The sequence below is a fragment of the Petrotoga sp. Shatin.DS.tank11.9.2.9.3 genome, from assembly GCF_003665005.1.
Lineage (GTDB): Bacteria > Thermotogota > Thermotogae > Petrotogales > Petrotogaceae > Petrotoga > Petrotoga mobilis.
This window is the reverse complement of the sequence record NZ_JGVT01000003.1, coordinates 413,140-438,064: the sequence shown is the minus strand read 5'-3', so window position 1 is coordinate 438,064 and position 24,925 is coordinate 413,140. Positions and strand designations below refer to the sequence as shown.

Genomic DNA, 24,925 nt, shown 5'->3' with positions numbered 1-24,925 from the left:
TTCTGATTTTTTAGATTCAGCCACAATTAATGAATGATTCCCTTGTGTTAAGAATAGCTTTAATCTGTTAATTCTTTTATTTTCTTTCCTTCTTTTTTATTTTACCAGATTTCTTTCAATTTAATAATTTAAAATTTCTAATCAATTAGTACCTTTTTATACACCCTTGAAAAATTTTCTCCCAATATCTTCTTTATATCTTGTTCACCATATCCACTTTGTAGTAATTTCTCAACGAGTAATACAATATTTGAATGGTTATCTAAAACTTGAAAAGATGGGGATGGATTAAGTTCGTTCACAAACTGGGGGTTGAATTTTTTTAGGTGCTCACAGAAATCAAATCCTAAACCAACATACTCAATACCTACTAAATTTACAATATGATCTATATGTTTAACTAAATCATCAACATTGGCTTTTTCCGGATCATTCGATACGATTTTGTTATAGGCGTTTATTCCTATTACTCCATCGGTATCTGCTATCGCCTTTATCTGTGAATCAGAGAGGTTTCTTTCTAAGTTTACTATCTTTCTACAATCAGAATGGGAAGCTATTATAGGTCCTTTACTAAGCTCAATAACTTGCCAAAATCCTTTGTCGTTTAAATGGCTAACATCTATTACCATACCTAAGCTTTGAGCTTTTTTAACTAAATCAATTCCAAAATCAGATAAACCGTTCGAGTTTTTCTTGGGGTCTGGCGGTAGAAACTTGCTTCCATCACCAGCGTAGTTCCTTCTACTCCAAGTCAGCCCGACAAATCTCACACCTAAACGGTAAAAGATATCGAGTAAATCTAAATCGTTGTATAGAGGTTCAACTCCTTCAAAAGATAAAAATATTCCGATTTTATTACTTTCTTTTGCTTTAATTATATCTTCGTAGGATTTACATAACATTAAATAATCGCTTGATTCTTCTAATTCCTGGTAAAATGAACTGATTTGGTCTAAAGCCTCTCTTAATGAGATTTCGGGGGTTAAAAAACTTTCGATAAACAAAGAGGAAACTACGGCATTTAATCCACCTTTACGAAAATTGTCGAGATGATCGTTTTCTATAACTTTGTGAATCCCATATTTCCTTTGATTTGCTACATCCATTAGTAAATCAAAGTGTGCATCGATTACAAGACTTTCTTCTAAGATTTTATGAGCTTGTTCTTTGAAATTAGTCAAAATATTTCCTCCTCGATCTTTTGTTATTTTTTTGCGGTTGCAGTTGTAGGGATATCAGGTTTTTTAATTATACTATTATTTTCATAATTTTTTAAATGCATATAAAATGGAGAAAAAATTCACACGGGGATACCCTAATTAAATTGGGAGACGAAGAAGACGTCATTGCAAAAGTAAGTATAGATACCGATAAAATTCTTGAAGAAAGGCTTTTGGAGCCATCACTTCACGAAATAAAGATGTTGAAGATCTACGATGGGATAGATTTCAGAATTGATTAAACAAAAACCCTCCAAACTCGCTTATGATTTTGGAGGGTTTTTGAATTTTTAATATTGAAGATCAAATTTGGGATCGACAGATTTGGCGTTTAACTCTCGAGAAGTTTTGACTTCTTTTTTCAAGATCTCTTTCCAAGTATCTAAGAGCTCTTGTAGAAAAGATCTTACTTCTTTTAAAATTTCAATATCCTTTTTGGTATTTGATTCTAACAATCTTTGATACATGTAATTGTATAGTGCTCTGAGGTTTTTAGCTATCTCTCCACCTTTTTCAAGATTCAAAGAAACGTTGAGTTCTGTGACTATATCTTCAACTCTTATGATCTGTTTATTGGCCTCGGAAAAATTTTTATTCTCGATAGCTTTTATTGCCTTATTTATTCTTTCGATCGAATTTTGATACAAAAGTTCGACTAACTTTGCAGGGCTAGCTGTTTTTATACTGTTTTCAAAATAATAATTAGCGTTTTGATTATTATTGTACATTCAAATTACACCCCTTTTTTCTCAAGAGTTTTTTGAGCATTTTTTAAAATCGTTTCAAAGGTAGACAAAACTTCACTGAAATCAAATTCAATGATGTCTGAAAGCTCCAAATAATCTTGTTCACCTTGAGATCTGATTATATCTTGGACAACATTTTGTACGTCGTCTAAGTCTCCTGGGTTGTAAAAATCTTCCTCGCTGAAAGCTCGTGTTTGTTCTATGACGTCTAATAGTGCTTGCAAACCTTCTGCAATACTGTTAAGCATTTTATGCCCTTCGTTTGTATTAAGCAAAACTTCTTTTGAAACCCTTTCTAAATTTTCCCTAACCTTACTAATATATTCAAGTGATTGGGAGATAAGATCGAACAAAACTTCTTTTTTTGATGTGAATTCCAACTCTACCTCTTCTCCACCTTCAAAGAAAGAATCCTTTATTTCATCGTAATAATTCAAAGGAATTTCTTTTTCATTGATGGTTATTTTAGTTAAAACGCCTTTCGTTTTGTTAATATAGTCTTGTACCATTTCTTCAAAAGTACTGTACTTATCTACTGGAATATCTAAATTATCAGTTTTTACACCACTTATTTTTAACTTTATATTCTCATCATCAAACATTGTACTCACTCCTTTTTTAGATTAACTTCTAGTATATAATCGTCTAAAAAAGTTATTTCTTTAAATAAAAGTATGATATTTTAATGATATAATAAAAAGAGTGGATTTAAAACTTTTGCAGCTTTGTGCAAAATGGTTCTTTATAATGATTTAGAAACAATTTCCAAATTCTCGTTTGCTACGCAAACGATGTTCTGCGAAATTAGGGGTTCTTAAGGGGGAATCCCCTTAACGCCCCCGGATTAGGAGGGGTCAATATGGCTGATGTGAAAAGTAGAAGAGAGAAAATAAGCAGCAGTTTGGAAGAAGGTTCGATGTTGATTCTTTACTCAGGAAAGAGTCCAGTAAAAAGCGCAGACGAAACCTATAGCTTTACCCCAGATCGAAACTTCTATTATTTTACTGATTTAGATATAGAAAACGCTTATTTAGTAATTCACAAAACCGAATCAAAAACAGTTGAAAAACTATTCATAGAAAGAAACGATCCAAAGTTAGCTAGGTGGGTTGGTGAAAAACCAAGCAAAGAACATTGTTCTAAGTTTAGTAAAATTCAAGAAGAAGATATATCTTTTTTGGATGAATTAAATGGATATATTGGAGACACCTTATCAAGGTTTAACATTAAGAGTCTATATTTGTATTTAAAATCTCCTCATTGGGAAAATTTGACAAAAGAAAAGCTAATTGCTCAAGAAATACAAAGATTATTTCCATATGTCAGTGTAAAAGATGTTTCAGCAAAAATCGCAGAATTGAGAACTATTAAAGATGAAGAAGAAATTAATAATATTAAGAAAGCTATTGAAATTACAAGAGAAGGGATTTTGAACATAATTAAAAATTCAAAACCTGGAATGTACGAGTACGAGCTCGAAGCATATTTCGATTTTTCTTTAAGAAAAAGTGGGGTAAAAGATTTTGCTTTTAAACCAATAGTAGCTTCAGGACCAAACTCTACGATTTTACATTACTCTGCCAATGAACGAAAAACAGAAGCGGGCGATTTAGTATTGTTGGACTTGGGGGCACAATATAATTATTATAGTGGGGATATATCAAGAACTTTTCCCATAACTAGACAGTTTTCCCCAAGACAAGCAGAAATTTACCAAATTGTTTTAAATACCCAGAAAGAAGTTCAGTCACAAGTAAAACCAGGTTTGACCCTTTTTGAATTGAATGAAATTGCTAAGACATCGTTAGCAGAAAGTTGTAAAAAAATAGGATTGATTAAAACCGATGAAGAACTTTCAAAATATTATTTTCATTCTGTGAGTCACTTTTTAGGTTTGGATACCCATGACGTAGGAGGTAAGAATATTCCTTTAAAACCAGGAATGGTTATTACCAATGAACCAGGCCTTTATATAGAAGAAGAGGGTATCGGCGTTCGCATAGAAGATGATCTTCTAATAACTGAGAATGGATGCGAAAACTTGTCCAGAGAAATCCCCAAAGAAATAGAAGAAATTGAATGTATTTGGAGTGTACTTTAATGGTAATTTTGGGAATAGATCCCGGCTACGGGAGGATAGGATACGGCGTCCTTGAAAAAAAAGGTAACATGTTCAACTTAATTGATTATGGTGTAATATACACCAGCAAAGAAGACGAACTTCCCAAAAGGTTACTGAACATAGACGAACAGCTTAGAAACTTAATAGAAACCTATAAGCCTGATGAATCTGCTGTAGAAAAATTGTACTTCTTTAAAAACGTTGCAACCGCCATACAGGTAGGAGAGGCTAGAGGTGTTATTCTACTTTGTTTAGAAAAAGAAAATATACCAATTTATGAATACACACCTTTTCAGATAAAACAGGCTGTTACAGGATATGGAAGGGCTGAAAAAGGACAGATTCAAAGGACTTTAAAATTATTATTGAAGTTGGAAAAAACACCAACTCCTGATGATGCAGCAGACGCATTAGCCACGGCTTTTTGTCATGGAAATTTTAGGAGGAGTTTCAAAAATGCAGGATATTAGAAATTTCTTGATGGAAAATGTAGGTTTTGTTCCTTTTGAACTAAGTGGAGAAATCATTGTAAAAGACGAAGAGGCAGAAATCAATTTACAGGATATAGGTAAAGATATCGATGAAGCTTCATTGAAGCTTTTCTTTAGTAGACTTCTCAAGAGAGAAGTCAAAATCTCTTTTACAAATGATGAAGGACCTGAATTTATCGTAAGAAATTGGCAACAGTTGATAATGAATCATCGTTTAAAAGATTATCTAAGACTTTTAAAGCCAGAATATAACCAAAAAAACAAAATAGTATTTAAAACGTACTCACCGATAGTAATAAACAGGCTAACAAAAGAAAAAGAGGAATTGGATAATATTTTATTTAAATATCTCGGTGACAGAATCCCTTATCAAATCATGATAGATGAAAGTTTAAAACCCACTTTTATCGATGATAGTTATCACAGGTCTGATACCGAGGATAGTAACTTGATGTCTAATTCAGATATTTCCAAAAAATTAGATGATACAGAAAGAGTCGTAATTATGGGAAGGGATTTTAAAAAGGTACCACTACCGTTATCGTTACTTCCTTCAAATGAAGGAAGTAACGTGGTAGTTAACGGGAAAATATTTTACAAAGAGTACAATGAAAAAGGTCCTATATCTACTCTTTATATCACTGATAAAAAAAGTTCCGCGGTTGTAAAAACATTTTCTGAAACGGCTAATAATTTAAACAATGAATTAGATGAGGGAGATAACGTATTAATTGAAGGAAGCATTTTTTATGATTCTTTTAGTCATGAATTTGCAATTAGACCTACAAATATAGTTAAGTTAAAAGAAGAAACTCTCGAAAGGAAAGATAACTACCCCACAAAAAGGGTGGAGCTTCATTTGCATTCAAAACTAAGTGCTATGGAAGGTTTACTCGATGTGGGCGAAATAGTGAAGACCATAAAAAATTGGGGCCATAAGGCGGTAGCTATAACTGATTCTGGTGTTGTTCAAAGTATTCCAGAATTCTATGAAAAAGCGGTCGCAGTAGGTATTAAACCAATTTTTGGGATTCAAGCATATGTCGTTGATGAATTTGTAAATATTATAAGTTTGCTGACAAAAGATAAAAAAATAAGTGAAACTGAGTTTGTTGTTTTTGACTTGGAAACCACTGGATTAGAACCTGCCATGAACGAAATTATTGAGATTGGTGCCGTGAAAATAAAGAATATGAAAATCGTGTCTAAGTTTCATCGTTTGGTGAAGCCAAGAAAACCTGTCTCAAACTTTACAAGTAATTTCACAGGTATAACGAATCAGATGCTGGAAGTTGAAAAACCGATAGAGGAAGTCCTACCTCAATTTTTGAGTTTCATAGAAGGTGCGGTTTTAGTTGCACATAACGCAATTTTTGATTACCGTTTTATACGGGAATGGGTTAGAAGAGTTTATAATGAACACTTTGAGCAAACTTATATAGATACCGTAGCCCTTTCAAAATCCTTGTTAACTTTGAAAAGCTATGGCTTGGCTAAGGTAGTTGAGGAGCTAAAACTCGGTAGTTTTGAACACCATAGGGCTCATGAAGACGCTAATATAACCGCTTTGGTGTTTTTAAAACTTATAGAAATGGCAAAATCCCAGAATGTGGAAATGTTGTCTGATCTTGAAAAATTAAAAAAATTCATAGATTTTAAGAGAATCCAACCGAACGATACGACTATTTTGGTCAAAAACAAAACCGGTCTTAAAAACCTTTATAAACTTGTTTCAAATGCCCATGTAAAATATTTTTACAGAGTACCTAGGATTTTAAAAAGTGAACTATCCCGAATGAGAGAAGGTTTGCTTATAGGTAGTAGTGGAACCGAAGATGGAGAAATCTTTCAGACCTATCTCAGAGGTGGATCTCATGATGAAATTATCGAAATCGCCAAATTTTACGATTATCTGGAATTAACTCCATTGGATGCTTTATCAGATAAAACTATTTCAGAAGAACAATTAAAAAAGATCTATCAAGATATATATAACCTTGGTAACGAATTGAACATGCCAGTTGTAATGGTCTCAAACGCTCATTACTTAGATAAAGAAGATCAAATCTTTTACAACGCATTAAAAGTAGGGGAAAAGAGAAAGACTTCTTCTGCACACAGATATTTGCGTACAACGGATGAGATGATAGAAGAAGCTCAAAGAATTTTTGGGGATAAAGAAATTGCCGAGAAAATTGTCATAACCAATACTAATGAGATTGCAGATCAAATAGAAATAATAAAGCCTCTTAGTAACAAACTTCATCCTCCAAAAATAGAGAATGCAGAAGTAGAGATAGAAGAACTTGCGAAGAAAAAAGCGTATGAAATATATGGGAATCCTTTACCAGAAATTGTTGAAAGCCGATTGAATAGAGAACTAGAATCCATCGTAAAACATGGTTATGCGGTACTTTATCTAATTGCCCAAAAAATCGTACAAAAATCTTTAGAAGATGGGTACTTGGTTGGTTCCAGGGGTTCCGTTGGTTCTTCTTTGGTGGCTACTATGTTGGGAATAACTGAGATAAATCCTCTACCTCCTCATTATATATGTCCAAGTTGTAAAAATGTGGAGTTTTTTGATAAAGAGGAAATAGGTTCTGGGTATGATCTTGTCGATAAAAGATGTGAAAAATGTGGAGCAAAAATGAAAAAAGATGGCCAAGATATCCCATTTGAAACATTCATGGGATTTGAAGGTGACAAAATACCCGATATAGATTTGAATTTTTCTGGAGATTACCAAAACATGGCACATAAATACATAGAAAAAATGTTCGGAGAAGATCATGTTTTTCGAGCGGGTACTATATCAACAATTGCAGATAGAACTGCCTTTGGCTTCGCTAAAAAATATTGCGAAGAGCAGGGGATAGTAAAAAATAGTGAAATAATGAGAATAGTCAAGGCGATAACAGGGGTAAAACGAACGACAGGACAACATCCGGGTGGATTAATGATAGTTCCAAAAGAAGAGGAAGTTTACGATTACACACCGATTCAGTTCCCCGCCAATGATAATAAATCAAATGTTCAAACTACTCATTTTGATTACCACGTAATACATAACGATCTTGTAAAGTTAGATGCACTCGGGCACGATGACCCTACATTCATTAAAATGATGTCTGATTTAACTGGGGTAGACCCCATGACGATCCCAATGGACGACAAGAAAACCTTGAGTTTGTTCTCTTCTACAAAAGCATTGAAAATAGACTTAAAAAATGAATTGGGTACAACCGTTGGAACGTTAGGGGTCCCGGAGTTTGGTACTACTTTTGTCAGAATGATGTTGGAAGACACAAGGCCAAAGAGTTTTTCTGAATTGGTAAGAATATCTGGCTTATCACATGGCACCGATGTATGGGCTGGAATAGCTAAAAACTGGATAGATAGGAAGATTGCAACTTTAGACGAGGTAATTTCTTGTAGAGATGATATAATGAATTATTTACTATCCAAAGGCGCTCCACCCAAAAGTGCTTTTTCGATAATGGAAAAGGTGAGAAAAGGCAAAGGTATCGACGAAGAAGACATTGAACTAATGAAAGAATTAAAAGTGCCTGAATGGTTTATCATCTCTTGTCAAAAAATTAAATATCTCTTTCCAAAAGCTCATGCGGCTGCTTACGTTAGTATGGCCTTTAGAATCGCATGGTTTAAAGTTCATTATCCATTAGCTTTTTATTCTACGTATTTTACCGTCAAAGGTGATGAATTCAACTTAAAAGTCATTTTCTCCGGTAGAGATGCCATCAAAAAAAGGATATTTGAACTGCGTAATATGGATTTGGATGTTCGCAAAAAAAATGAGATGGTCGTATTAGAGTTGGCATTGGAAATGATGCTCAGAGGTTATAATTTTAAAATGGTTGATTTGAACAAGTCTGATTCAAAAAAGTTTTTGATAGATGGAAATTCTCTTGTTGTGCCTTTTATCAAGGTACCTAATCTAGGCGAAAAAGCTGCAGAAAATATTATTAAATCAAGAGAGAGCGGGTTTAAATCCATAGAAGATTTTGCTGCAAAGAGTGGGTGTAACAGAACGAACGTTGAGACTTTAAGGGAATTAGGAGTATTGAAAGACTTGCCAGAAACAAATCAAATGTCACTATTTAAAGGATGAAATAAATGGAAGGTTGGTTGACTTATGGTGAATTAAAAAATATTACAAAACTTCTTGACGCATTCTGTGGTTCCGTTGAACCTTCCTTCAGAAATGCTTACTTTTATTATGACAGGGCTCTCAAAATTTATGCGACAGATGGATGTGCGAAGATATATCTGAATATTACCAAAGAATTCCTTCCGTTTGATGGGGTTGCCTCCGTTCCAATTCAATACTTAAAGGGAATTATAAGGGATACGAAGTTAAAAGATGATTCTTTGGTTAAATTAACTGTAGAAGATAAGCTCATATCCTTTGAAATTCAAGGGATCACATTGAATAGTAAAATCGAAAAGATGGATACCAAACAAATCGAGGTTAGTAGAGAATTTACTTTATTAAGCAAGAAAGAAATAGGATCTTTTCTTAATAAACTTGATTTTGTTTCTGCTTCTGCCAACGAAGGAGATGTCATTGACTTTTTTACGTTCAATGATAACTTAATTTTTGGTTATATGAGTAATTATTATAAATTGAACAGCATCTACGGAAATGTCCGGGAAGAGTTTCATAGAGAAATTCCGTTTATTTCCGCCCGGCATATAGTTAAATCTTTAAACCTTTTGAAAAAAAGTTCTATCCTCGATTTTGGTATAGACAAAAAAGATATTGTATTAAGAATGCCAGGAATATTCATTAAAATATGTTCGTCCATGCCTTCTTACAATAAAAATTTGTTGGTAACCCAAAAGAGCTTTGTCGAAGAAAAAGAGATCAACACAAGGGAATTAAAAAAGGTTTTGTCAAAACTATATGTAACATTTTCTGAAAGTAATATTGCCTATTTACTCTTAAATAAAGGAAACAGCTACATTTACAAAGAAAACAACAATTCAAAAATATCTTTTAAATTGCCCTATTCTTTTGAAAATCAATATTTAATAACGATACATATTAGAAAAATTCGCTCAATTTTATCGAGAATGTCAGAAAATATAATATTTTACTTATCCCCTAAAGAATTAGTTTTGGTAGAAAAGAAAAACGAAAAAAGAGCCAGCTTCTTAGTTCAAGAGTTCAGAAAGTTAACTTAACTAAATTATCTCCCCGAGATAAAGCGTTAACAGTAATTTAGAAAAACATCGTTCTCTTGAAAAGAAATTAGGATATAATTTTGTTGTAATAGCGACAATTTTAGTTATATTTAATTTAGTCGGGGAGGAAATGTATGAGAAGTATTTTAAGTTTCTTTCGGGATTTTGGAAGAATTTTCAAGTCTTTATCAAAAGATTTAGATATGTACGTCGAGAAAGATCCGGTTGCAAAAAACAAGTGGAAGGTATTTTTCACTTCCATCCCTTTTCACGGGTTGATGGCTTACCGTTTTGCTAATTTCTTTTATAGGTACAAGATATATCCTGTTTCTTACATTATATATGTGTTGAGTAAGATAGTACATTCTATGGATATACATCCCGCAGCCTATATTGAACCTGGAGTAGTCATTGACCACGGTTTTGGCGTTGTTATTGGAGAAACTGCGAGCGTTGGTAGCGGGACATTGATCTACCATGGGGTAACTCTGGGAGCTAAAACTGTTACCACCGGAAAAAGACACCCAATAGTTGGTAAAAATGTTATGATCGGTGCTGGAGCTAAAGTTCTTGGACATATATACATAGGAGATGAATCGGTCATTGGCGCTAACTCTGTCGTTTTAATGGATGTGCCGCCTAAATCATTGGCAGTTGGGGTACCGGCAAAAATTAAAAAAATCAATTGTCCCTCTTCTAATTACTATGACTTAAACAATACGATAAACTCGGATTTTGTAATTTAAATGATTCTATTTAAAAACTTTTAACAGTGAAAGATTTTTTGTTGAATCTAATCTGAAATAAAATTAAACATATGGAAGGTGATCTTTTGATTTACACGTCGATAGGGAACACTCCAATTATTACATTATCAAAGATTATTCAACCTGGAAGGGTTTTTGTTAAATTAGAAAAAAATAATCCCGCAGGTAGTGTAAAAGATAGGCCTGCATTTTTTATGATAAGAGATGGTGAAATTAAGAACAAACTTAATGAAAGCCAAAATATAATTGTAGAACCAACGAGTGGAAACACCGGCATAGCTTTGGCAGCAATTGGTAGAAGCAGAGGTTATCGAGTCATATTAACTATGCCTGAAAGTATGAGTGAAGAAAGAAAGAAAATTTTAAAGTTTTTTGGTGCCGAGTTGATACTTACTCCCGCCGATCAAGGAATGAAAGGAGCAATTAACAAAGCTTTAGAGATTGTGAACGAAACAAAAGGGTATATGCCCAATCAGTTCTCAAATCCTGCCAATCCATATTCACATGAAGTAACTACCGGACCTGAAATTATCAAACAGATGGACTATTCTTTGGAAGCTTTTGTTGCAGGAGTAGGAACCGGTGGTACAATAACTGGGGTAGCGAGGGCGTTAAAAAAAGCATTTTCAGAATGTGTTAGAATAGTGGCAGTAGAACCAACCAGTTCACCTGTTATATCTGGAGGTAACCCTGGTAAACATAAGATTCAAGGTATAGGAGCAGGATTCATTCCAGATAATTTGGATCAGAATCTAATCGATGAAGTAATCCAGATAAATGACGAAGAAGCTATTGAAATGACTAAACAACTTGCAAAAGACGAAGGATTGTTTGTAGGGATATCTTCAGGCGCAAATATACTGGCAGCCATCAAATTAGCCGATAGAATGGAAAAAGGCAGAAGAATTGTTACCATTGCCCCCGATAGTGGGGATAAATATATGAGTTTATTGTGAATTTATGTTAACATATACATGGTATAATTAGTCTCGATCTTAAACAGAGTAAAGAAACACAGAACAGGAGGAATTATTGATGTCAGAAAAGTATTGCTCTTTTTGTGGGAAACCAGCAAGCCAAGCAGGGGCTTTAATTGCCGGTCCTAACGGTATTTATATTTGTGACGAGTGTATTAATCTTTTTCAAGAGTTAGTTGAAGAGAATAAAACAAAAAACGGGGAAAAGACTGAAACAAAAGTTAAACCCCTTCCAACTCCACGACAGATAAAATCAGAACTTGATAAATATGTAATTGGTCAAGAAACAGCTAAGAAAATAATTTCTGTTGCTGTTTACAATCATTATAAGAGAATATATTCTTCAAAGAATATCAATGATGTTGAGTTAGATAAATCTAACGTTTTATTGATCGGTCCCACAGGTACTGGAAAGACTTTGATCGCTCAAACTTTGGCTCGGATATTAGATGTTCCCTTTGCCATTGCAGATGCTACCACTTTAACTGAAGCTGGGTACGTTGGAGAAGATGTTGAAAACGTTATACTGAGGCTTTTGCAAGCTTGTGATTATGATGTAAAAAAAGCTGAAAAAGGGATAATTTATATCGATGAAATTGATAAAATATCAAGGAAATCGCCAAACCCATCAATCACCAGGGACGTTTCTGGTGAAGGAGTGCAACAGGCACTACTTAAAATTGTTGAAGGGACTTTAGCAAACGTTCCCCCTCAAGGAGGAAGAAAACATCCTTACCAAGAATTTATCCAAATAGATACCTCAAAGATTCTTTTTATTGCAGGAGGGGCGTTTGACGGTTTGACAGACATAATAAAACACAGGGTAAAGGATTCTTCTTTAGGATTTGGAGCCGACATAAAAAGTAACAACAAACAGAGAGATGGTGAGGTCTTAAAAAATATTGTCCAAGATGATCTTATTAAGTATGGGTTAATTCCAGAATTTGTTGGTAGGTTCCCTGTCGTTGCAACCCTCAACGATTTGGATGAAGAAGACCTCATTAAGATCGCCATGGAGCCAAAGAATGCTTTATTCAAACAATATCAAAAGATGTTGGAAATAGAAGGTATAAAGCTAGAAATTACTGCTGAAGCTATGAAAGAGATATGTTCGCAAGCCTTGAAACGAGGCACGGGTGCAAGGGCTTTAAAAACAATATTTGAAGAGATAATGCTCGATGTAATGTATGAAGCTCCGGAGATAAAAAATAAAATTAATAAAATTGTTATAGATGAAGAGGTTGTAACTAAGAAAAAACCAGCCGTGAAAAGGAAAGAAAGCGCTTGAACATATTAGAAAGTGAAAAAGATCCAATCATTTTTGGAATAGAAACATCTTGTGATGAAACGGCTGTGGCGATATTAAAAGGTAAAGATCAACTGCTTTCTAATTTAGTTAATTCACAGATCGATGTTCATAAGGTATTTGGAGGAGTTGTACCAGAAGTTGCCGCTCGAAAACATGTCGAAGTTTTGTACAAACTAAGTTTGAAAGCCTTCGAAGAGGCACAAATTACCCCAAACGACATAGATGCAGTTAGTGTATCTTTCGGCCCTGGATTAATCGGGGCTTTACTTATCGGGGTGAGTTTTGCTAAGGGGATGTCTTTGTCCTTGGGGAAACCGTTAATTGGTGTAAATCATTTAATGGGGCATATATACGCTAACTTTCTCGATTTCCCAAATCTGAAACCTCCTTTTGTCACATTATTAGTTTCCGGTGGACATACAGCAATTTTGCTAGTTAAAGATTATTTGGACTTTGAAATAATAGGGGAAACACGTGATGATGCGGCAGGAGAAGCCTTTGATAAAGTCGCAAGGATTTTGGATTTGGGTTATCCAGGAGGACCAGTTATAGATGAAATTTCAAAAAAGGCTCAAAAATTGTACGATTTTCCTAGACCCTTGTATGATAAAGAATACGACTTTTCTTTTTCTGGCTTAAAAACATCTGTTTTGTATTTTGTAAGAGATTATCCGCAGGCAAAAAAAGAAGATATAGCCGCTTCATTTCAAGAAGCGATAATAGACACACTTGTTCATAAAGTTACTAAATTTGCAATTAAAGAAAGTATAAAAGATATTGTAATAGCAGGGGGAGTTGCTGCAAACTCTCTATTGAGAGAAAAATTGAATGCTTTTAAAGACAAATTGAATATCTATTATCCAAGACAATCGTTATGTACTGATAATGCAGCAATGATATGCCGGGCTGGATACGAAAAATATGTAAGAAACATGTTTGATACGTTAGAGTTGGATGTTGTTCCTAATTTGGGATTATCTAAAATATAACGACATTTAGTTTTGTGGATGGTTGACGGTAAGGGATTATTATGATATAATAACTTTCGGAAAAGTTAATAACTATTATGGAGAGATGGCCGAGTGGTCGAAGGCGCACGCCTGGAGAGCGTGTGACGGTTAAAAGCTGTCCGTGGGTTCAAATCCCACTCTCTCCGCCATTAAAAATAATAAATGCTGGAAAATTCCCAGCATTTATTATATTATTTTCTTATTTTACAGTTTCTTTCATTCCTGCTTTTATTGCTTTTAAATTTATTTCTAGCAATTTTCCCTTTTTCCCTGTCAACTTTTCTTTCAACGCTTCTTCTACGGCTTCAAAGCTTACCGCTTGAGTTGCTTTTAAGTAAGCTCCAAGCATAACCATATTTAAAACTTTTAAATTCCCAAGCTCGTCTGCTATTTCATTGGCTGGTACTTTTACTAACTGTATGTCTTTTCTTTCTGGTTTCCTATCGATCACAGAAGAGTTGATCAACAATAGCCCATTCTCTTTCAATGTTTTTTCAAACTTTATCATAGACGGAATATTGAAGGCAGCAACTTCATTTGGTTCGTCTAAAACTGGCGAGGCAATGTATTCATCAGAGATTATTACCGTACAGTTAGCTGTTCCACCTCGCATTTCAGGTCCGTAGGATGGAAGCCATGTGGTATATTTTCCATCAATCATAGCCGCTAAAGAAATTATCTGACCGAAAAGCATGACACCTTGTCCACCAAAGCCGGCGGCTATTAATCCATGGTATGACATAAAAACACCTCCATTTATTTATTCCCTTTGATATTTGTAAGAACAAGGGAATATAAGATGATTAGTGAACTTCTCCAACTTTATCAACATATACACCTAAAGGGAACTCTTTTACCATATTATCTTCCAACCACTTCATAGATTCTATGGGTGTTAATCCCCAATTAGTGGGACATGTTGATAAAACTTCAACTAAACCAAAACCTATATTATTGAGTTGAGCATAAAAAGCCTTTTTTAAATACTTTTTTGTTTTTATTACGTCTTGTGGAGTTGTAACTTTTGTACGAGCTAGAAACGCCACTCCTGACAATTCTTTTAGAACTTCTGAAACATGAATGGGATACCCTTCAATATTTTCTCTTCTTCCATATGGGGTAGTTGTAGTTTTCATTCCTAAAAGGGTAGTTGGTGCCATTTGCCCTCCTGTCATACCGTATATAGCATTGTTTATAAAAATGGTTGTAATACGTTCTCCTCTGTTTGCTGCATGTATTATTTCTGCGGTTCCAATAGCTGCTAAATCACCGTCTCCTTGGTATGTAAAAACAACATTATCTGGGCTGGCTCTTTTAATACCAGTAGCTACGGCAGGTGCCCTTCCGTGAGCTGCTACAGTGCCATCTACATCAAAAAATTCGTAAGCAAATACGGAACATCCAACAGGTGCAACCATTATAGTTTTCCCTTGTATGTCAAGTTCGTCTATTACTTCAGCGATCAATCTATGAACAATTCCGTGAGAACATCCTGGGCAATATGTAAACTCTTTTCCACTTAATGATGTTGGTGCTTTAAACCTTTCTGCATAGGCCATTAACTTCACCTTCTTTTAAATTATTTCCATTAATTTTGCCAATACTTCTCCCGGGGTTGGAATTATACCGCCTGTTCTTCCATAAAATTCTACAGGCTTTTTTCCGTTGACTGCCAGTCTTACATCTTCCACCATCTGACCAAAACTCATTTCTACTGTGAAGAACAATTTAGCGTTTTCAGCGTATCTTCCTAATTCTTCATATGGAAAGGGCCATAAACTTATTGGGCGAAATACCCCCGCTTTTACGCCTTTTTCTCTGGCACTATCTGCAACTGATTTTACTATTCTTCCCATCGTCCCATAGGCAACCAACACAATTTCCGCATCGTTTAATTTGTATTCTTCAAATAGTTTTTCTTCTTTTACTATTGTTTTGTATTTTTCATGTCTTTGAATATTCATTTTTTCTAATTTTACAGGGTCCAAATCAAAAGATGTAACTCTGTGTACTTCTCGCTGCATTTTTGTTCCAGTCAATGCCCAATCCGAATGATCGGGTAAAGTGTTTAGATTTTTAAAGCTAGGGAATGAAACTGGCTCCATCATTTGACCAAGTAATCCATCTGTTAACACTAACACTGGGATTCTGTACTTATCGGCTACATCGAAAGCACGAATGGTCAATTCAACAGCTTCTTGAAGGGATTCAGGACCATATACGATCAATTTATAATCGCCATGTCCGCCCCCTTTTGTGGCTTGAAAATAGTCTGATTGCGCTGGTTGAATATCTCCTAAGCCAGGTCCTCCTCTCATCACGTTTACAAAAACGCATGGGAGTTCAGCCCCTGCTATGTAAGAAACCCCTTCTTGCATTAAAGAGAATCCAGGAGAAGAAGTGGAGGTCATAACCCTTTTTCCGGTGCTAGCTGCTCCATATATCATATTTGCCACGGCAACTTCACTTTCAGCTTGTAAAAAAGTCCCATTTACTTCAGGTAATCTTCTTGCCATGTATTCTGTTAATTCACTTTGAGGAGTAATTGGGTAACCAAAATATAATCTACATCCTGCTCTTATTGCAGCTTCACCTATTGCTTCTGTACCCTTAACCATAACTTTTTCGGTTTTTTCCATAAAAATCAACTCCTTGCCTTTTCTAGTACTTTTACAGTTATACATACATCGGGACACATTTGATAGCAAAAACCGCATCCTATACAATTTTCGATGTTTTTAACTTGTGCTGGATGATACCCTTTGTTGTTGTACCCTTTAGAAAATTCAAGGACATCTTTGGGACAAGCTTGAATACAGAGACCGCACCCTTTGCACCTTTCTTTATCGATATCAATTGCAAACTTTGTCTCTTTCATCGTTTTCCCTCCAATCATTTATTGGCATTAAGGGGGGTACCCCCTTAAGAACCCCCAAATTTAAATTTATCCCAAAAAAACTTTTTGCACAGAGCCGCAAAAGGGGATACCCCCTTAAGAACCCCCAAATTTAAATTTATCCCAAAAAAACTTTTTGCACAGAGCTGCAAAAGCGTAGCAAACGAGATTTTGGGAGACATTTCTAAAGCATTGCAAACAAACTATTTTGCACAGATCAGCAAAAACCATAGTTCCCAAAAAATCTTTGAATCACAAATTTTTCAAACTTAGCGTTTATCTTATCTTCTAAATCTCTAGTTACTACTGTAAATGCGATGGGAATATTTGTTATGTTGGATACTTCTCCTATTATGTTTTCTCCTTCTTCTATGATTTCTTTAGTTGTTTCATTTTGAATGTTTGAATTTACAACTAAATAATTTATTTTTAATCGTGAACTATTTTCTAGAGATTGCAAATTTTTTATTATATATTCCTTAGTATCCATAAAAGGTCTTCTCGTGTTGATTACAAAATACAGAGCACATTTTGCATTATCTATATAATTTTTTAAAGATCCTAAAACTTTTACACCATCTTCGTTTCCCCCGACGTCTATTACCGTTTTATAATCTTGGTTTGTTATGTATCCTCCTATTTCACCAGGTACAATGGGAACGTCTGCATGCATGTATTTTTCTGGGGGAGCGATTACCTTAATATCTTTTCGATTCAATTCTTCAATTTTATCTCTTACCCGAAAATACGGGCTTATTATATCCAAATCCGCAATTGCTACATTCTTGTTCTCTTTTTTTAATTCCAAGGCTACGTTCATAGAAACTTCCGTTTTTCCAGAACCAAACATCCCAACAAAAATATGAACTTGATAATCTTTTAATAAATTTTTCAACATGTATTTAGAGCTCCTTATTAGTACGTTTTTGCTTGTTCTTCTTTTTTTAATACTCTAAGCGCCGCTAAGGCTAAGGCTTTTTCTTCGTCTCCTCCAGGAAACACATACACTGGGGCGATGAAACTTACTTTTTCTTTTATTTGAGGAACAAGAAACTCATTTTCGTATGCCATTCCGCCAGTTAAAGCTATGGCATCAACGTCAAAATTCAAAACTGCTGACATTTTACCTATCCATTTAACGATTTGATGTATCAACCCAGAATATACTAATTCGGCTTTTTTATCCCCGTTTTTTATTCTTTTTACGACCTCTCTCACATCGTTAGTACCTAAATAAGCAATTAACCCTCCATTACCTTTTATGAACTTTCTTATTTCACCTTCAGAATACTTTCCTGAGTAGCAAAGGTCTATAAACCCAACAAGGGGCAACGTCCCAGATCTTTCGGGGGTGAAAGGGCCATCTCCATCAAGGGCATTGTTCACATCAATTACCCTGCCTTTTTTGTGTGCTCCGATGGATATCCCCCCGCCCATATGAACAACGATGAGATTCAAGTCATAATAATCACGGCCTAATTTTTCACTGAGCGATCTTGCTACTGCTTTTTGATTTAAAGCATGAAAAATCGATTTTCTTTGAAAGAAAGGGTGACCTGAAACTCTTGCTATATCTTCCATCTCATCCACCACAACGGGATCGGCTATGTAAGCTTTTACACCAATCTGTTCAGCTAGTTCGTTTGCTATAAGAGCCCCTAAATTTGATTCGTGTTCTCCGTATTTGGCTTTTTGTAACTCTTCTAACATCTGATCAGTTATTTCATAAGTTCCACTTGGTATAGGTCTTAAGAGTCCTCCGCGCCCAATGATGGCTGAAAAACTGTGTAAGTTTATTCCTTCTTCATTCAAAAACTGTAAAATCGTATTCTTCCTCAATTCGTATTGATCGGCAACAGTCTTGTATTTTTTCAATTCGTTCACATCGTGATCTATGACTTTTTTTAGCCTTTGATTTTCATCTTCATAAACAGCAATTTTAGTCGATGTGGACCCTGGATTTATAACGAGAATTTTATACATATGAATTCTCCTTTTTAAATTTAAGACATCAAGATTGAAAACGCCATGGCGTTGAGTTTGGATTCATCACTATCGGCTCTAGAGGTTAAAACTACCGGTTTTTTGCCCCCTACAATTGAACTCGCCAGCTTTGCATCGGCGAAATATACTAAGGTCTTATACAATATGTTTCCCGCTTCTATATCGGGCATGATTAATATATCCGCATCTCCAGCGACTTCACTGTTTATTCCTTTGTGTGTAGCAGCTTCTTTAGAAATGGCATTGTCCATAGCAAAAGGTCCGTCTACTATGCATCCTTTTATCTGGCCTCTTCTGTTCATTTGTGCTAATATTGCCGCTTCTACTGTTGCAGGCATCTTGGGGTTAACCTGCTCTAATGCCCCTACAACGGCAACTTTTGGTGTTTCTATACCTAACTTATGGGCTACTGACACAGCGTTGTTTATAATATCAACTTTTTGTTCAAGAGTTGGAGCAATCACCATACCAGCATCAGAGATTATCAACAACTTGTGGTATCTGGGTATTTCAAAGACACAGACTAAATTCATCGTTTTTCCTGTTTTTAAACCATATTCATCCTTTAAATATACCGATAAAATCTCAGAGGTGTTAAGTTTTCCTTTCATAGGAAGATCGGCTTCTCCATTGGCAACGGCTTGTATTGCTCCTTTTGCTGCTTCAAGAGGGGTTGAAGCATCTCTGATTTCTATGTTGGTGGTATCAAGTCCAATTTCTTCTGATATATGTTGGATCTTTGTTTTATCTCCGTACAAGATAAAGTTACATAAATCAATTTCCTTAGCTTTTTGAACAGCTTTCAAGACAACATCATCTTCGGCAGCTGCCACCGCAATCGTTTTTGATCTGTGCTCATTTTTTACTAATTCGATAATCTGTCTAATGTTCTCAATTTTCATAAAATATTTTCACCCTCCCATATCTTTGTATCTTCCAACTGTTCGAGTGCTCTCAAGGCTCCTAAGGCGAGTCCTTCCATCTCGTAAGCTCCAGGGTAAACCATTACCACCCCTAACTTATCGATCCTTCTTTTGATCAATTCAACAAAGTAGTCACTGTGAGCCATTCCACCAGTTAAGATAATTGCATCGAGATCTCCACCCAGAATTGCTGCCATCCCACCTATTTCCTTTGAGACTTGATAAGCCATGGCTTCTACAATTAATTTTGCATATTCATCTTTTTCGGCAAGTTTTAAAGCATCTTTTAAACTTGCTGTTTTTAAATATGCAAACAAACCTCCTTTTCCTACAAATGTTGATTTGACATCATTTTTGGAGTATGAATGCATATTTTTAAAAATCCATTTTGCAAGGTCCCCCATTGGTAATTCTCCCGTTCTTTGTGAGCTAAAAGGTCCTTCATCTGTTGCGTTGTTAACGTCGATCATAAGGCCTTTTCTCTGCGCACCAACAGAGATTCCACCGCCCAAGTGAGCTATGACAAAATTGCATTTTTCATATTCTTTATTCAATTCTTTAGCAGCGAATCTTGCAACTATTTTCATGTTCAAAGCGTGGAATAAACTGTGTCTTTCAAGTTGTGGTATTCCAGAAATTCTCGCCTCGGGGATAAACTCATCAACAGAAATAGGATCAGTAATGAAAACAGGTAAGTCTTTCGAGGAATTCTTTGATAGTTCAAAGGCTATTACAGCAGCTAGGTTCGATGCGTGTTCAACTCTTGTTTTGGTTTTTAGGTAATTAACCATATCCTCATTCACCTGGTAAGTTCCACTTTTCATAGGAGGAAGTATCCCCCCTCTAGCAGCTATCGCATCTAATTCATTGATAGATATGTTGTATCTTTTTAGAAAATCCTCTACACATTTTTTACGAAAAGGAAGTTGATCCATAATCGTTTTACAATTTTCTATCTCGCTAACGGAATGCTCTATACTTTCTGAGATTACTTCTTTCTCATCCTCAAAAAGTGAGAGCTTTGTAGACGTTGCCCCTGGATTTATGACCAATATTTTATACATAAAGCTCCTCCCATAATCAGTTTTTTAGGATTTGCTACGGATAGAATTCGCATTTATATAATTTTCTGTAACTTTTCTCAATCTTCTTATACCCTCTTTTATTTCTTCGTGTGAAGGAAGGCAGAAAGATAATCGCATGTGATTTTTTTCCACCTCGTTTACATAAAATGCCTCTCCCGGAACGTACAATACTTTGTTCTTCTTTGCTTCTTCAAACATTTCCATAGTATCTACCCATTCTGGAAAAGTTAACCATATGAAGAGCCCACCCTCCGGGCGAGTCCAACTTACCCCTTGCATATCACCGAATTCCTCTTCTAACGCCTTCAACATCGTATCTTTTTTTGATTTATAAAGTTCTAATGTGGGTTTTAACTGTTCGATCCTATCGTGAGCTTGGAGGTATCTAGCGGCTAGTCTCTGGGTCAAAGATGGTGTACATAGATCTACACCTTGTTTAAGTATTGTTAGCTTTCTTAATAAGTCTTTTGATGCAACAATTATCCCAATTCTCAGACCTGGACACAAAATTTTAGAAAATGTGTTTAATAAGACCGTTCTTTCTGGATCAAGAGAGTAAATTGACGGAATTGGTTCTCCCTCAAATCTCAACGAACCATAAGGATCATCCTCGAGAATTAAAAAATCATATTTATGTGCTAAGTTAATTAATTTCTTTCTTTTTTCTAACGACATAGTTACCCCAGCAGGATTTTGAAATGTAGGCACCACGTAAACGAATTTAAACTTATCTATTTCTCCCTTAGTTACTAACTCTTCTAATTTTTCTTCAAGGATATCAACATTCATTCCATCATCTTCTAAAGGTATTTCCATAAATTTAGGAAACATTTGTCTAAAAGCGCTGACTGCACCCAAATAAACGGGTTTTCCTACAGCACAGTAAGAATCTTCATCGAGCAGTGCTAGACCTATCAATTGTAGGGCTTGCTGGGAACCAACAGTTATCAACATATTCTCCGGAGATACCCCTTCTATTCCTTCGTGTTTTTTTAGTAGATTTATATAAGCGTTTTTTAATTCGTTATCTCCTTCAGTGGGACCATATTGAAGAGTTATTTTGTATTCTTCTTTAACTATTTTTGCCGCAATTTCTCCTAATTCTTCTCGAGGAAAAGTCTCTGGATCAGGTACACCCCCACCAAACGATATCGTTTCAGGCTCAGAAGCTACCTTCAATAATTCCCTTATAATGCTTGCTTTCGCCGTTTTTGCAACTTTTGAAAACTTTTTTTCGTAGTTCATAATTTGCCCCCCTTTTCATTATTTATCCTACAACTCAATTATAATCAAATAATCGAGATAAGTCAAAGTCAGTTACAGACGATTACAGACGTTTATTGACGATTAGAAGCATTTATTGGGCATATGAAAAAAATTTCATGAAATATATTTCATAATAAAATTTTAACATTGATATATGATAGCTGATCTTAATTAATTTCGAAAATTAAATAGTGTGTTAAAATATTAAAAACATGATTTTTTAATGAGCAATCTTATAATTTTAAAAAAGAGGTGTTGACAGTGTGGGAAGATTTAAAGAGTTCTGATAACGAAGTTTACGAGATTCTTCAAAAAGAGCTTAAAAGGCAAGAGTATGGTTTAGAATTGATTGCATCAGAGAATTATGCGTCAAAATCTGTTATGGAAGCCGCAGGAAGTATTTTTACGAATAAATATGCCGAAGGTTACCCAAAAAGAAGATATTATGGAGGATGTGAATATATAGACGAGGTTGAGACGCTTGCTCGGGATAGAGCAAAAGAACTTTTCAATGCAAAGTTTGCGAACGTTCAACCCCATTCAGGGTCCCAAGCGAATATGGGCGCTTATCTAGCGCTTATGAAACCTGGGGATACATTAATGGGAATGTCGTTGAGCCATGGTGGCCATCTAACCCATGGCGCTCCAGTAAATTTCTCAGGTATGTTGTTCAATGTTGTTTCTTATGGTGTCGATGAAGAAACGGAAACAATCAATTATGATGAGGTTGAAAGAATAGCGAAGGATGCAAAACCTAAAGTTATTGTGGCAGGTGGGAGTGCATACTCTAGGATAATAGATTTTAAAAGATTTAGAGAAATAGCCGATGAAGTTGGTGCGTATTTAATGGTTGATATGGCCCATTTTGCAGGATTAGTTGCCGCTGGTATTCATCCAAACCCAGTGGAGTATGCCCATGTTGTCACTTCGACAACGCATAAAACTTTAAGAGGTCCTAGAGGTGGAATTATTCTCACAAACGATAGTGATATTTACAAATCAATCAATAAAATTATTTTTCCAGGGATACAAGGCGGTCCCTTAGAACATATAATAGCGGCAAAGGCTGTTGCTTTTAAAGAAGCTATGAGTGGAGAGTTCAAAGAATATCAAAAACAAGTTGTTAAAAATTCTAAAGCTTTAAGCGAAGAACTTTCTAATCAAAGTTTGAGAATCGTCTCAGGCGGAACGGATACGCATTTGTTCTTGGTGGATCTATCTGAGCTTAATATAACAGGGAAAGCCCTTGAAAACGCATTAGGACAATGTGATATCACGGTTAACAAAAATACTGTTCCCAAAGAAAAGTTGTCACCCTTCGTGACTAGTGGAATAAGGATAGGTACACCAGCCGTTACCACGCGTGGGATGAAAGAAGAAGAAATGAAAGAAATCGCTTCAATGATAGCAAAAGTTGCAAACAATGTTCTTGATGAAGAAGGGAATATAGATAAAGATTTAGCACAAGAAATTAAAAAAGATGTTGTTTCTCTCTGTCAACGTTTTCCAATGTATGCAGATTTGATTGAGTGAAAGGGGCGCCTACTGGTGCCCCTTTTATATTATTTCCAACTATTCAAATAATCTTTTTGCTCTTCAGATAGGGTGTCTATCTCAATTCCTAATGTTTTTAGGTTAATTTGTGCTATTTTTTCGTCTATTTCATAAGGTACTGGGGAAAGATTTACTTTCATATTTTGGTGGTTTTCTTTTATATATTTTGCACCCTCTAACTGTAAACTAAAGGAGAGATCCATTATTTCTGCGGGATGACCATCGCCGTTAACAAGATTAACCAGTCTTCCTTGTCCTAATAAAAATACGCTTTTCCCATTAGGTAATTTGTATTCTTCTACTCCGTTTCTTACGTTGATTTTGTCTACCGCAACTTCTTCCAAATCTTTTACCTTTACTTCAACGTCAAAATGTCCGGCATTGGAAAGAATCGCACCTTCTTTCATTTCTAAAAAGTGCCTCTTCGTTATTACATCGATGTCACCTGTTACCGTTACAAAAAAATCCCCGTATTTTACTGCTTCATCCATTTTCATAACTCTAAATCCATCCATTATCGCTTCGTTAGCTTTTATTGGATCAACTTCGGTTATTATAACGTTGGCGCCTAATCCCTTTGCTCTCATGGCAACACCTTTACCACACCAACCGTACCCTGCTACAACTACTATTTTACCAGAAACAGAAAGGTTAGTTGATCTCATAACCCCGTCCCACGTTGATTGGCCTGTACCGTATCTGTTGTCGAACAAATATTTCATGTAAGAGTCGTTTATTAAAATCACAGGTACAGGTAATTTATTTTCTTTGAAGAGGGATTTGTATCTTTTTACACCTGTGGTGGTTTCTTCACAGATTCCCCAGAGATTGCTTACTTTTTCAGGGTGTTTCTCTATCAAGGTTATTCCCAAATCTGCTCCGTCGTCTAAAATTATGTTAGGATTAGTTTCTAATATTTTATCGATATTTTTCCAGTAGACTGATTCATCTAAAGTTCTTTCTGCATGTACGTTGAGTCCATATTCTTTCAGAGCTTCTACGACATCTTCTTGTGTGGATAAGGGGTTACTCCCTGTTATAGCAACGTTGGCACCTAATTCGTGCAATACTATTCCTAAGTAAGCTGTTTTCGCCTCTAAATGGATGCTTATAGCTACATTTACCCCTTCAAAGGGTTTTTCTGTTTGGTATAGATCTTTTAAATAGTTTAAGACTTTCATGTGCTTTTTTACCCATTCTATTTTCTTTTTGCCGCTTTCTGCTAGTGAAGTCATAGTAGTCCTCCCCTTATTTTTAAAAATTATACTCTAAAACATTAGATATAGCGCCCATTCCCCGCTCCCCACCCTTCTATGGAAGGGACCTGCGGTCCCTCTCAGACTC

At 35.3% G+C, this 24,925-nt stretch carries 23 protein-coding genes and 1 tRNA gene; 11 read left to right on the top strand and 13 right to left on the bottom strand.

Translation table 11 applies throughout. The annotated features are described in order from the left end of the window. Nucleotides 1–137: 137 nt before the first annotated feature. A complete protein-coding gene (locus BZ25_RS03925; RefSeq protein WP_121515265.1) occupies nucleotides 138–1,184 on the bottom strand; it encodes a dipeptidase in 1,047 nt (348 codons plus the stop codon). A gap of 143 nt (nucleotides 1,185–1,327) precedes the next feature. Between BZ25_RS03925 and BZ25_RS10280 the strand changes: the two genes are divergently transcribed. Further along, the gene (locus tag BZ25_RS10280; protein ID WP_158585718.1) at nucleotides 1,328–1,465 is read left to right on the top strand and encodes a hypothetical protein; all 138 of its coding nucleotides are present in this window, start codon (nucleotides 1,328–1,330) and stop codon (nucleotides 1,463–1,465) included. Between the two features lie 48 nt (nucleotides 1,466–1,513). Here the strand turns inward: BZ25_RS10280 and fliS are convergent, their stop codons facing one another. Then, on the bottom strand, nucleotides 1,514–1,951 hold the full coding sequence (gene fliS, locus BZ25_RS03920) for a flagellar export chaperone FliS (protein ID WP_121515264.1): 438 nt from the start codon (nucleotides 1,949–1,951) through the stop codon (nucleotides 1,514–1,516). Between the two features lie 5 nt (nucleotides 1,952–1,956). Continuing rightward, nucleotides 1,957–2,571, bottom strand: a complete 615-nt coding sequence (locus BZ25_RS03915) for a hypothetical protein (protein WP_012209288.1) — start codon at nucleotides 2,569–2,571, stop codon at nucleotides 1,957–1,959. Nucleotides 2,572–2,828: 257 nt separating this feature from the next. Here BZ25_RS03915 and BZ25_RS03910 point away from each other — a divergent pair, with 257 nt between their 5' ends. The 9 genes from BZ25_RS03910 (at nucleotide 2,829) to BZ25_RS03870 (ending at nucleotide 14,002) form a co-directional block, all read left to right on the top strand. Continuing rightward, complete coding sequence (locus BZ25_RS03910; RefSeq protein WP_121515263.1) at nucleotides 2,829–4,070, top strand: aminopeptidase P family protein; 1,242 nt, start codon at nucleotides 2,829–2,831, stop codon at nucleotides 4,068–4,070. Further along, nucleotides 4,070–4,561, top strand: a complete 492-nt coding sequence (gene ruvC, locus BZ25_RS03905) for a crossover junction endodeoxyribonuclease RuvC (protein ID WP_012209286.1) — start codon at nucleotides 4,070–4,072, stop codon at nucleotides 4,559–4,561. Before BZ25_RS03910 ends, ruvC begins: the two co-directional genes overlap by 1 nt. Continuing rightward, the gene (locus BZ25_RS03900; RefSeq protein ID WP_121515262.1) at nucleotides 4,548–8,714 is read left to right on the top strand and encodes a PolC-type DNA polymerase III; all 4,167 of its coding nucleotides are present in this window, start codon (nucleotides 4,548–4,550) and stop codon (nucleotides 8,712–8,714) included. The genes ruvC and BZ25_RS03900 overlap by 14 nt, the downstream gene beginning before the upstream one ends. A 5-nt stretch (nucleotides 8,715–8,719) precedes the next feature. Further along, nucleotides 8,720–9,790: a hypothetical protein gene (locus BZ25_RS03895; protein ID WP_121515261.1), complete on the top strand. Its 1,071-nt coding sequence runs from the start codon at nucleotides 8,720–8,722 to the stop codon at nucleotides 9,788–9,790. Nucleotides 9,791–9,924: 134 nt separating this feature from the next. Further along, nucleotides 9,925–10,536: a serine O-acetyltransferase EpsC gene (gene epsC / locus BZ25_RS10580; RefSeq protein WP_012209283.1), complete on the top strand. Its 612-nt coding sequence runs from the start codon at nucleotides 9,925–9,927 to the stop codon at nucleotides 10,534–10,536. An 86-nt stretch (nucleotides 10,537–10,622) separates the two neighbouring features. Then, nucleotides 10,623–11,513: a cysteine synthase A gene (gene cysK / locus BZ25_RS03885; RefSeq protein WP_012209282.1), complete on the top strand. Its 891-nt coding sequence runs from the start codon at nucleotides 10,623–10,625 to the stop codon at nucleotides 11,511–11,513. 79 nt (nucleotides 11,514–11,592) lie between these two features. Then, nucleotides 11,593–12,822, top strand: coding sequence for an ATP-dependent Clp protease ATP-binding subunit ClpX (gene clpX / locus BZ25_RS03880; protein WP_012209281.1), 1,230 nt, complete (start codon nucleotides 11,593–11,595; stop codon nucleotides 12,820–12,822). Next, complete coding sequence (tsaD, locus tag BZ25_RS03875) at nucleotides 12,819–13,832, top strand: tRNA (adenosine(37)-N6)-threonylcarbamoyltransferase complex transferase subunit TsaD (protein WP_103064492.1); 1,014 nt, start codon at nucleotides 12,819–12,821, stop codon at nucleotides 13,830–13,832. Before clpX ends, tsaD begins: the two co-directional genes overlap by 4 nt. 79 nt (nucleotides 13,833–13,911) lie before the next feature. Next, nucleotides 13,912–14,002: transfer RNA gene (locus BZ25_RS03870), tRNA-Ser, on the top strand. A gap of 50 nt (nucleotides 14,003–14,052) precedes the next feature. Here BZ25_RS03870 and BZ25_RS03865 read toward each other — a convergent pair. The 9 genes from BZ25_RS03865 to BZ25_RS03825 all read right to left on the bottom strand — a co-directional run bounded on the left by BZ25_RS03865 (nucleotide 14,053) and on the right by BZ25_RS03825 (nucleotide 22,006). Continuing rightward, on the bottom strand, nucleotides 14,053–14,595 hold the full coding sequence (locus tag BZ25_RS03865) for a 2-oxoacid:acceptor oxidoreductase family protein (protein WP_012209279.1): 543 nt from the start codon (nucleotides 14,593–14,595) through the stop codon (nucleotides 14,053–14,055). Between the two features lie 61 nt (nucleotides 14,596–14,656). Next, on the bottom strand, nucleotides 14,657–15,412 hold the full coding sequence (locus BZ25_RS03860) for a thiamine pyrophosphate-dependent enzyme (protein WP_103064491.1): 756 nt from the start codon (nucleotides 15,410–15,412) through the stop codon (nucleotides 14,657–14,659). A 15-nt stretch (nucleotides 15,413–15,427) separates the two neighbouring features. Then, nucleotides 15,428–16,492 carry a 3-methyl-2-oxobutanoate dehydrogenase subunit VorB gene (locus BZ25_RS03855; protein WP_012209277.1) on the bottom strand — a complete coding sequence of 355 codons (1,065 nt, stop codon included), beginning with the start codon at nucleotides 16,490–16,492 and terminating at the stop codon, nucleotides 15,428–15,430. A gap of 5 nt (nucleotides 16,493–16,497) precedes the next feature. Then, a complete protein-coding gene (locus tag BZ25_RS03850) occupies nucleotides 16,498–16,731 on the bottom strand; it encodes a ferredoxin family protein (RefSeq protein WP_012209276.1) in 234 nt (77 codons plus the stop codon). A gap of 235 nt (nucleotides 16,732–16,966) precedes the next feature. Then, on the bottom strand, nucleotides 16,967–17,647 hold the full coding sequence (locus BZ25_RS03845; RefSeq protein WP_121515260.1) for a cobalamin biosynthesis protein CobQ: 681 nt from the start codon (nucleotides 17,645–17,647) through the stop codon (nucleotides 16,967–16,969). Between the two features lie 17 nt (nucleotides 17,648–17,664). Beyond that, entirely contained in the window at nucleotides 17,665–18,732 is a 1,068-nt protein-coding gene (gene buk / locus BZ25_RS03840) for a butyrate kinase (protein ID WP_012209274.1), read from the bottom strand. 20 nt (nucleotides 18,733–18,752) lie between these two features. After that, nucleotides 18,753–19,655: a bifunctional enoyl-CoA hydratase/phosphate acetyltransferase gene (locus tag BZ25_RS03835; RefSeq protein WP_012209273.1), complete on the bottom strand. Its 903-nt coding sequence runs from the start codon at nucleotides 19,653–19,655 to the stop codon at nucleotides 18,753–18,755. Beyond that, complete coding sequence (gene buk, locus BZ25_RS03830; protein ID WP_121515259.1) at nucleotides 19,652–20,740, bottom strand: butyrate kinase; 1,089 nt, start codon at nucleotides 20,738–20,740, stop codon at nucleotides 19,652–19,654. The genes BZ25_RS03835 and buk (BZ25_RS03830) overlap by 4 nt, the downstream gene beginning before the upstream one ends. Before the next feature lie 24 nt (nucleotides 20,741–20,764). Further along, nucleotides 20,765–22,006, bottom strand: coding sequence for a PLP-dependent aminotransferase family protein (locus BZ25_RS03825; protein WP_121515258.1), 1,242 nt, complete (start codon nucleotides 22,004–22,006; stop codon nucleotides 20,765–20,767). A 282-nt stretch (nucleotides 22,007–22,288) separates the two neighbouring features. On the opposite strand from BZ25_RS03825, the gene glyA reads away from it, so the two are divergent. After that, entirely contained in the window at nucleotides 22,289–23,560 is a 1,272-nt protein-coding gene (glyA, locus tag BZ25_RS03820; RefSeq protein ID WP_121515257.1) for a serine hydroxymethyltransferase, read from the top strand. A 29-nt stretch (nucleotides 23,561–23,589) separates the two neighbouring features. On the opposite strand, the gene BZ25_RS03815 is transcribed toward glyA, so the two are convergent. Next, entirely contained in the window at nucleotides 23,590–24,816 is a 1,227-nt protein-coding gene (locus tag BZ25_RS03815; protein WP_121515256.1) for an adenosylhomocysteinase, read from the bottom strand. Nucleotides 24,817–24,925: the final 109 nt, after the last annotated feature.

Excerpts from the sequence above, each read along its gene's own strand:
- BZ25_RS03825 (WP_121515258.1), bottom strand. The coding sequence starts at position 22,006 with ATGAACTACGAAAAAAAGTTTTCAAAAGTTGCAAAAACGGCGAAAGCA.
- BZ25_RS03855 (WP_012209277.1), bottom strand. The coding sequence starts at position 16,492 with ATGGAAAAAACCGAAAAAGTTATGGTTAAGGGTACAGAAGCAATAGGT.
- BZ25_RS03815 (WP_121515256.1), bottom strand. The coding sequence starts at position 24,816 with ATGACTTCACTAGCAGAAAGCGGCAAAAAGAAAATAGAATGGGTAAAA.
- BZ25_RS03835 (WP_012209273.1), bottom strand. The coding sequence starts at position 19,655 with ATGAAAATTGAGAACATTAGACAGATTATCGAATTAGTAAAAAATGAG.
- BZ25_RS03910 (WP_121515263.1), top strand. The coding sequence starts at position 2,829 with ATGGCTGATGTGAAAAGTAGAAGAGAGAAAATAAGCAGCAGTTTGGAA.
- BZ25_RS03845 (WP_121515260.1), bottom strand. The coding sequence starts at position 17,647 with ATGTTGAAAAATTTATTAAAAGATTATCAAGTTCATATTTTTGTTGGG.
- BZ25_RS03895 (WP_121515261.1), top strand. The coding sequence starts at position 8,720 with ATGGAAGGTTGGTTGACTTATGGTGAATTAAAAAATATTACAAAACTT.
- BZ25_RS03900 (WP_121515262.1), top strand. The coding sequence starts at position 4,548 with ATGCAGGATATTAGAAATTTCTTGATGGAAAATGTAGGTTTTGTTCCT.
- buk (WP_121515259.1), bottom strand. The coding sequence starts at position 20,740 with ATGTATAAAATATTGGTCATAAATCCAGGGGCAACGTCTACAAAGCTC.
- BZ25_RS03860 (WP_103064491.1), bottom strand. The coding sequence starts at position 15,412 with ATGGCCTATGCAGAAAGGTTTAAAGCACCAACATCATTAAGTGGAAAA.
- BZ25_RS03850 (WP_012209276.1), bottom strand. The coding sequence starts at position 16,731 with ATGAAAGAGACAAAGTTTGCAATTGATATCGATAAAGAAAGGTGCAAA.
- buk (WP_012209274.1), bottom strand. The coding sequence starts at position 18,732 with ATGTATAAAATTCTCGTTATAAATCCAGGGTCCACATCGACTAAAATT.
- BZ25_RS03865 (WP_012209279.1), bottom strand. The coding sequence starts at position 14,595 with ATGTCATACCATGGATTAATAGCCGCCGGCTTTGGTGGACAAGGTGTC.
- clpX (WP_012209281.1), top strand. The coding sequence starts at position 11,593 with ATGTCAGAAAAGTATTGCTCTTTTTGTGGGAAACCAGCAAGCCAAGCA.
- fliS (WP_121515264.1), bottom strand. The coding sequence starts at position 1,951 with ATGTACAATAATAATCAAAACGCTAATTATTATTTTGAAAACAGTATA.
- epsC (WP_012209283.1), top strand. The coding sequence starts at position 9,925 with ATGAGAAGTATTTTAAGTTTCTTTCGGGATTTTGGAAGAATTTTCAAG.
- ruvC (WP_012209286.1), top strand. The coding sequence starts at position 4,070 with ATGGTAATTTTGGGAATAGATCCCGGCTACGGGAGGATAGGATACGGC.
- BZ25_RS03915 (WP_012209288.1), bottom strand. The coding sequence starts at position 2,571 with ATGTTTGATGATGAGAATATAAAGTTAAAAATAAGTGGTGTAAAAACT.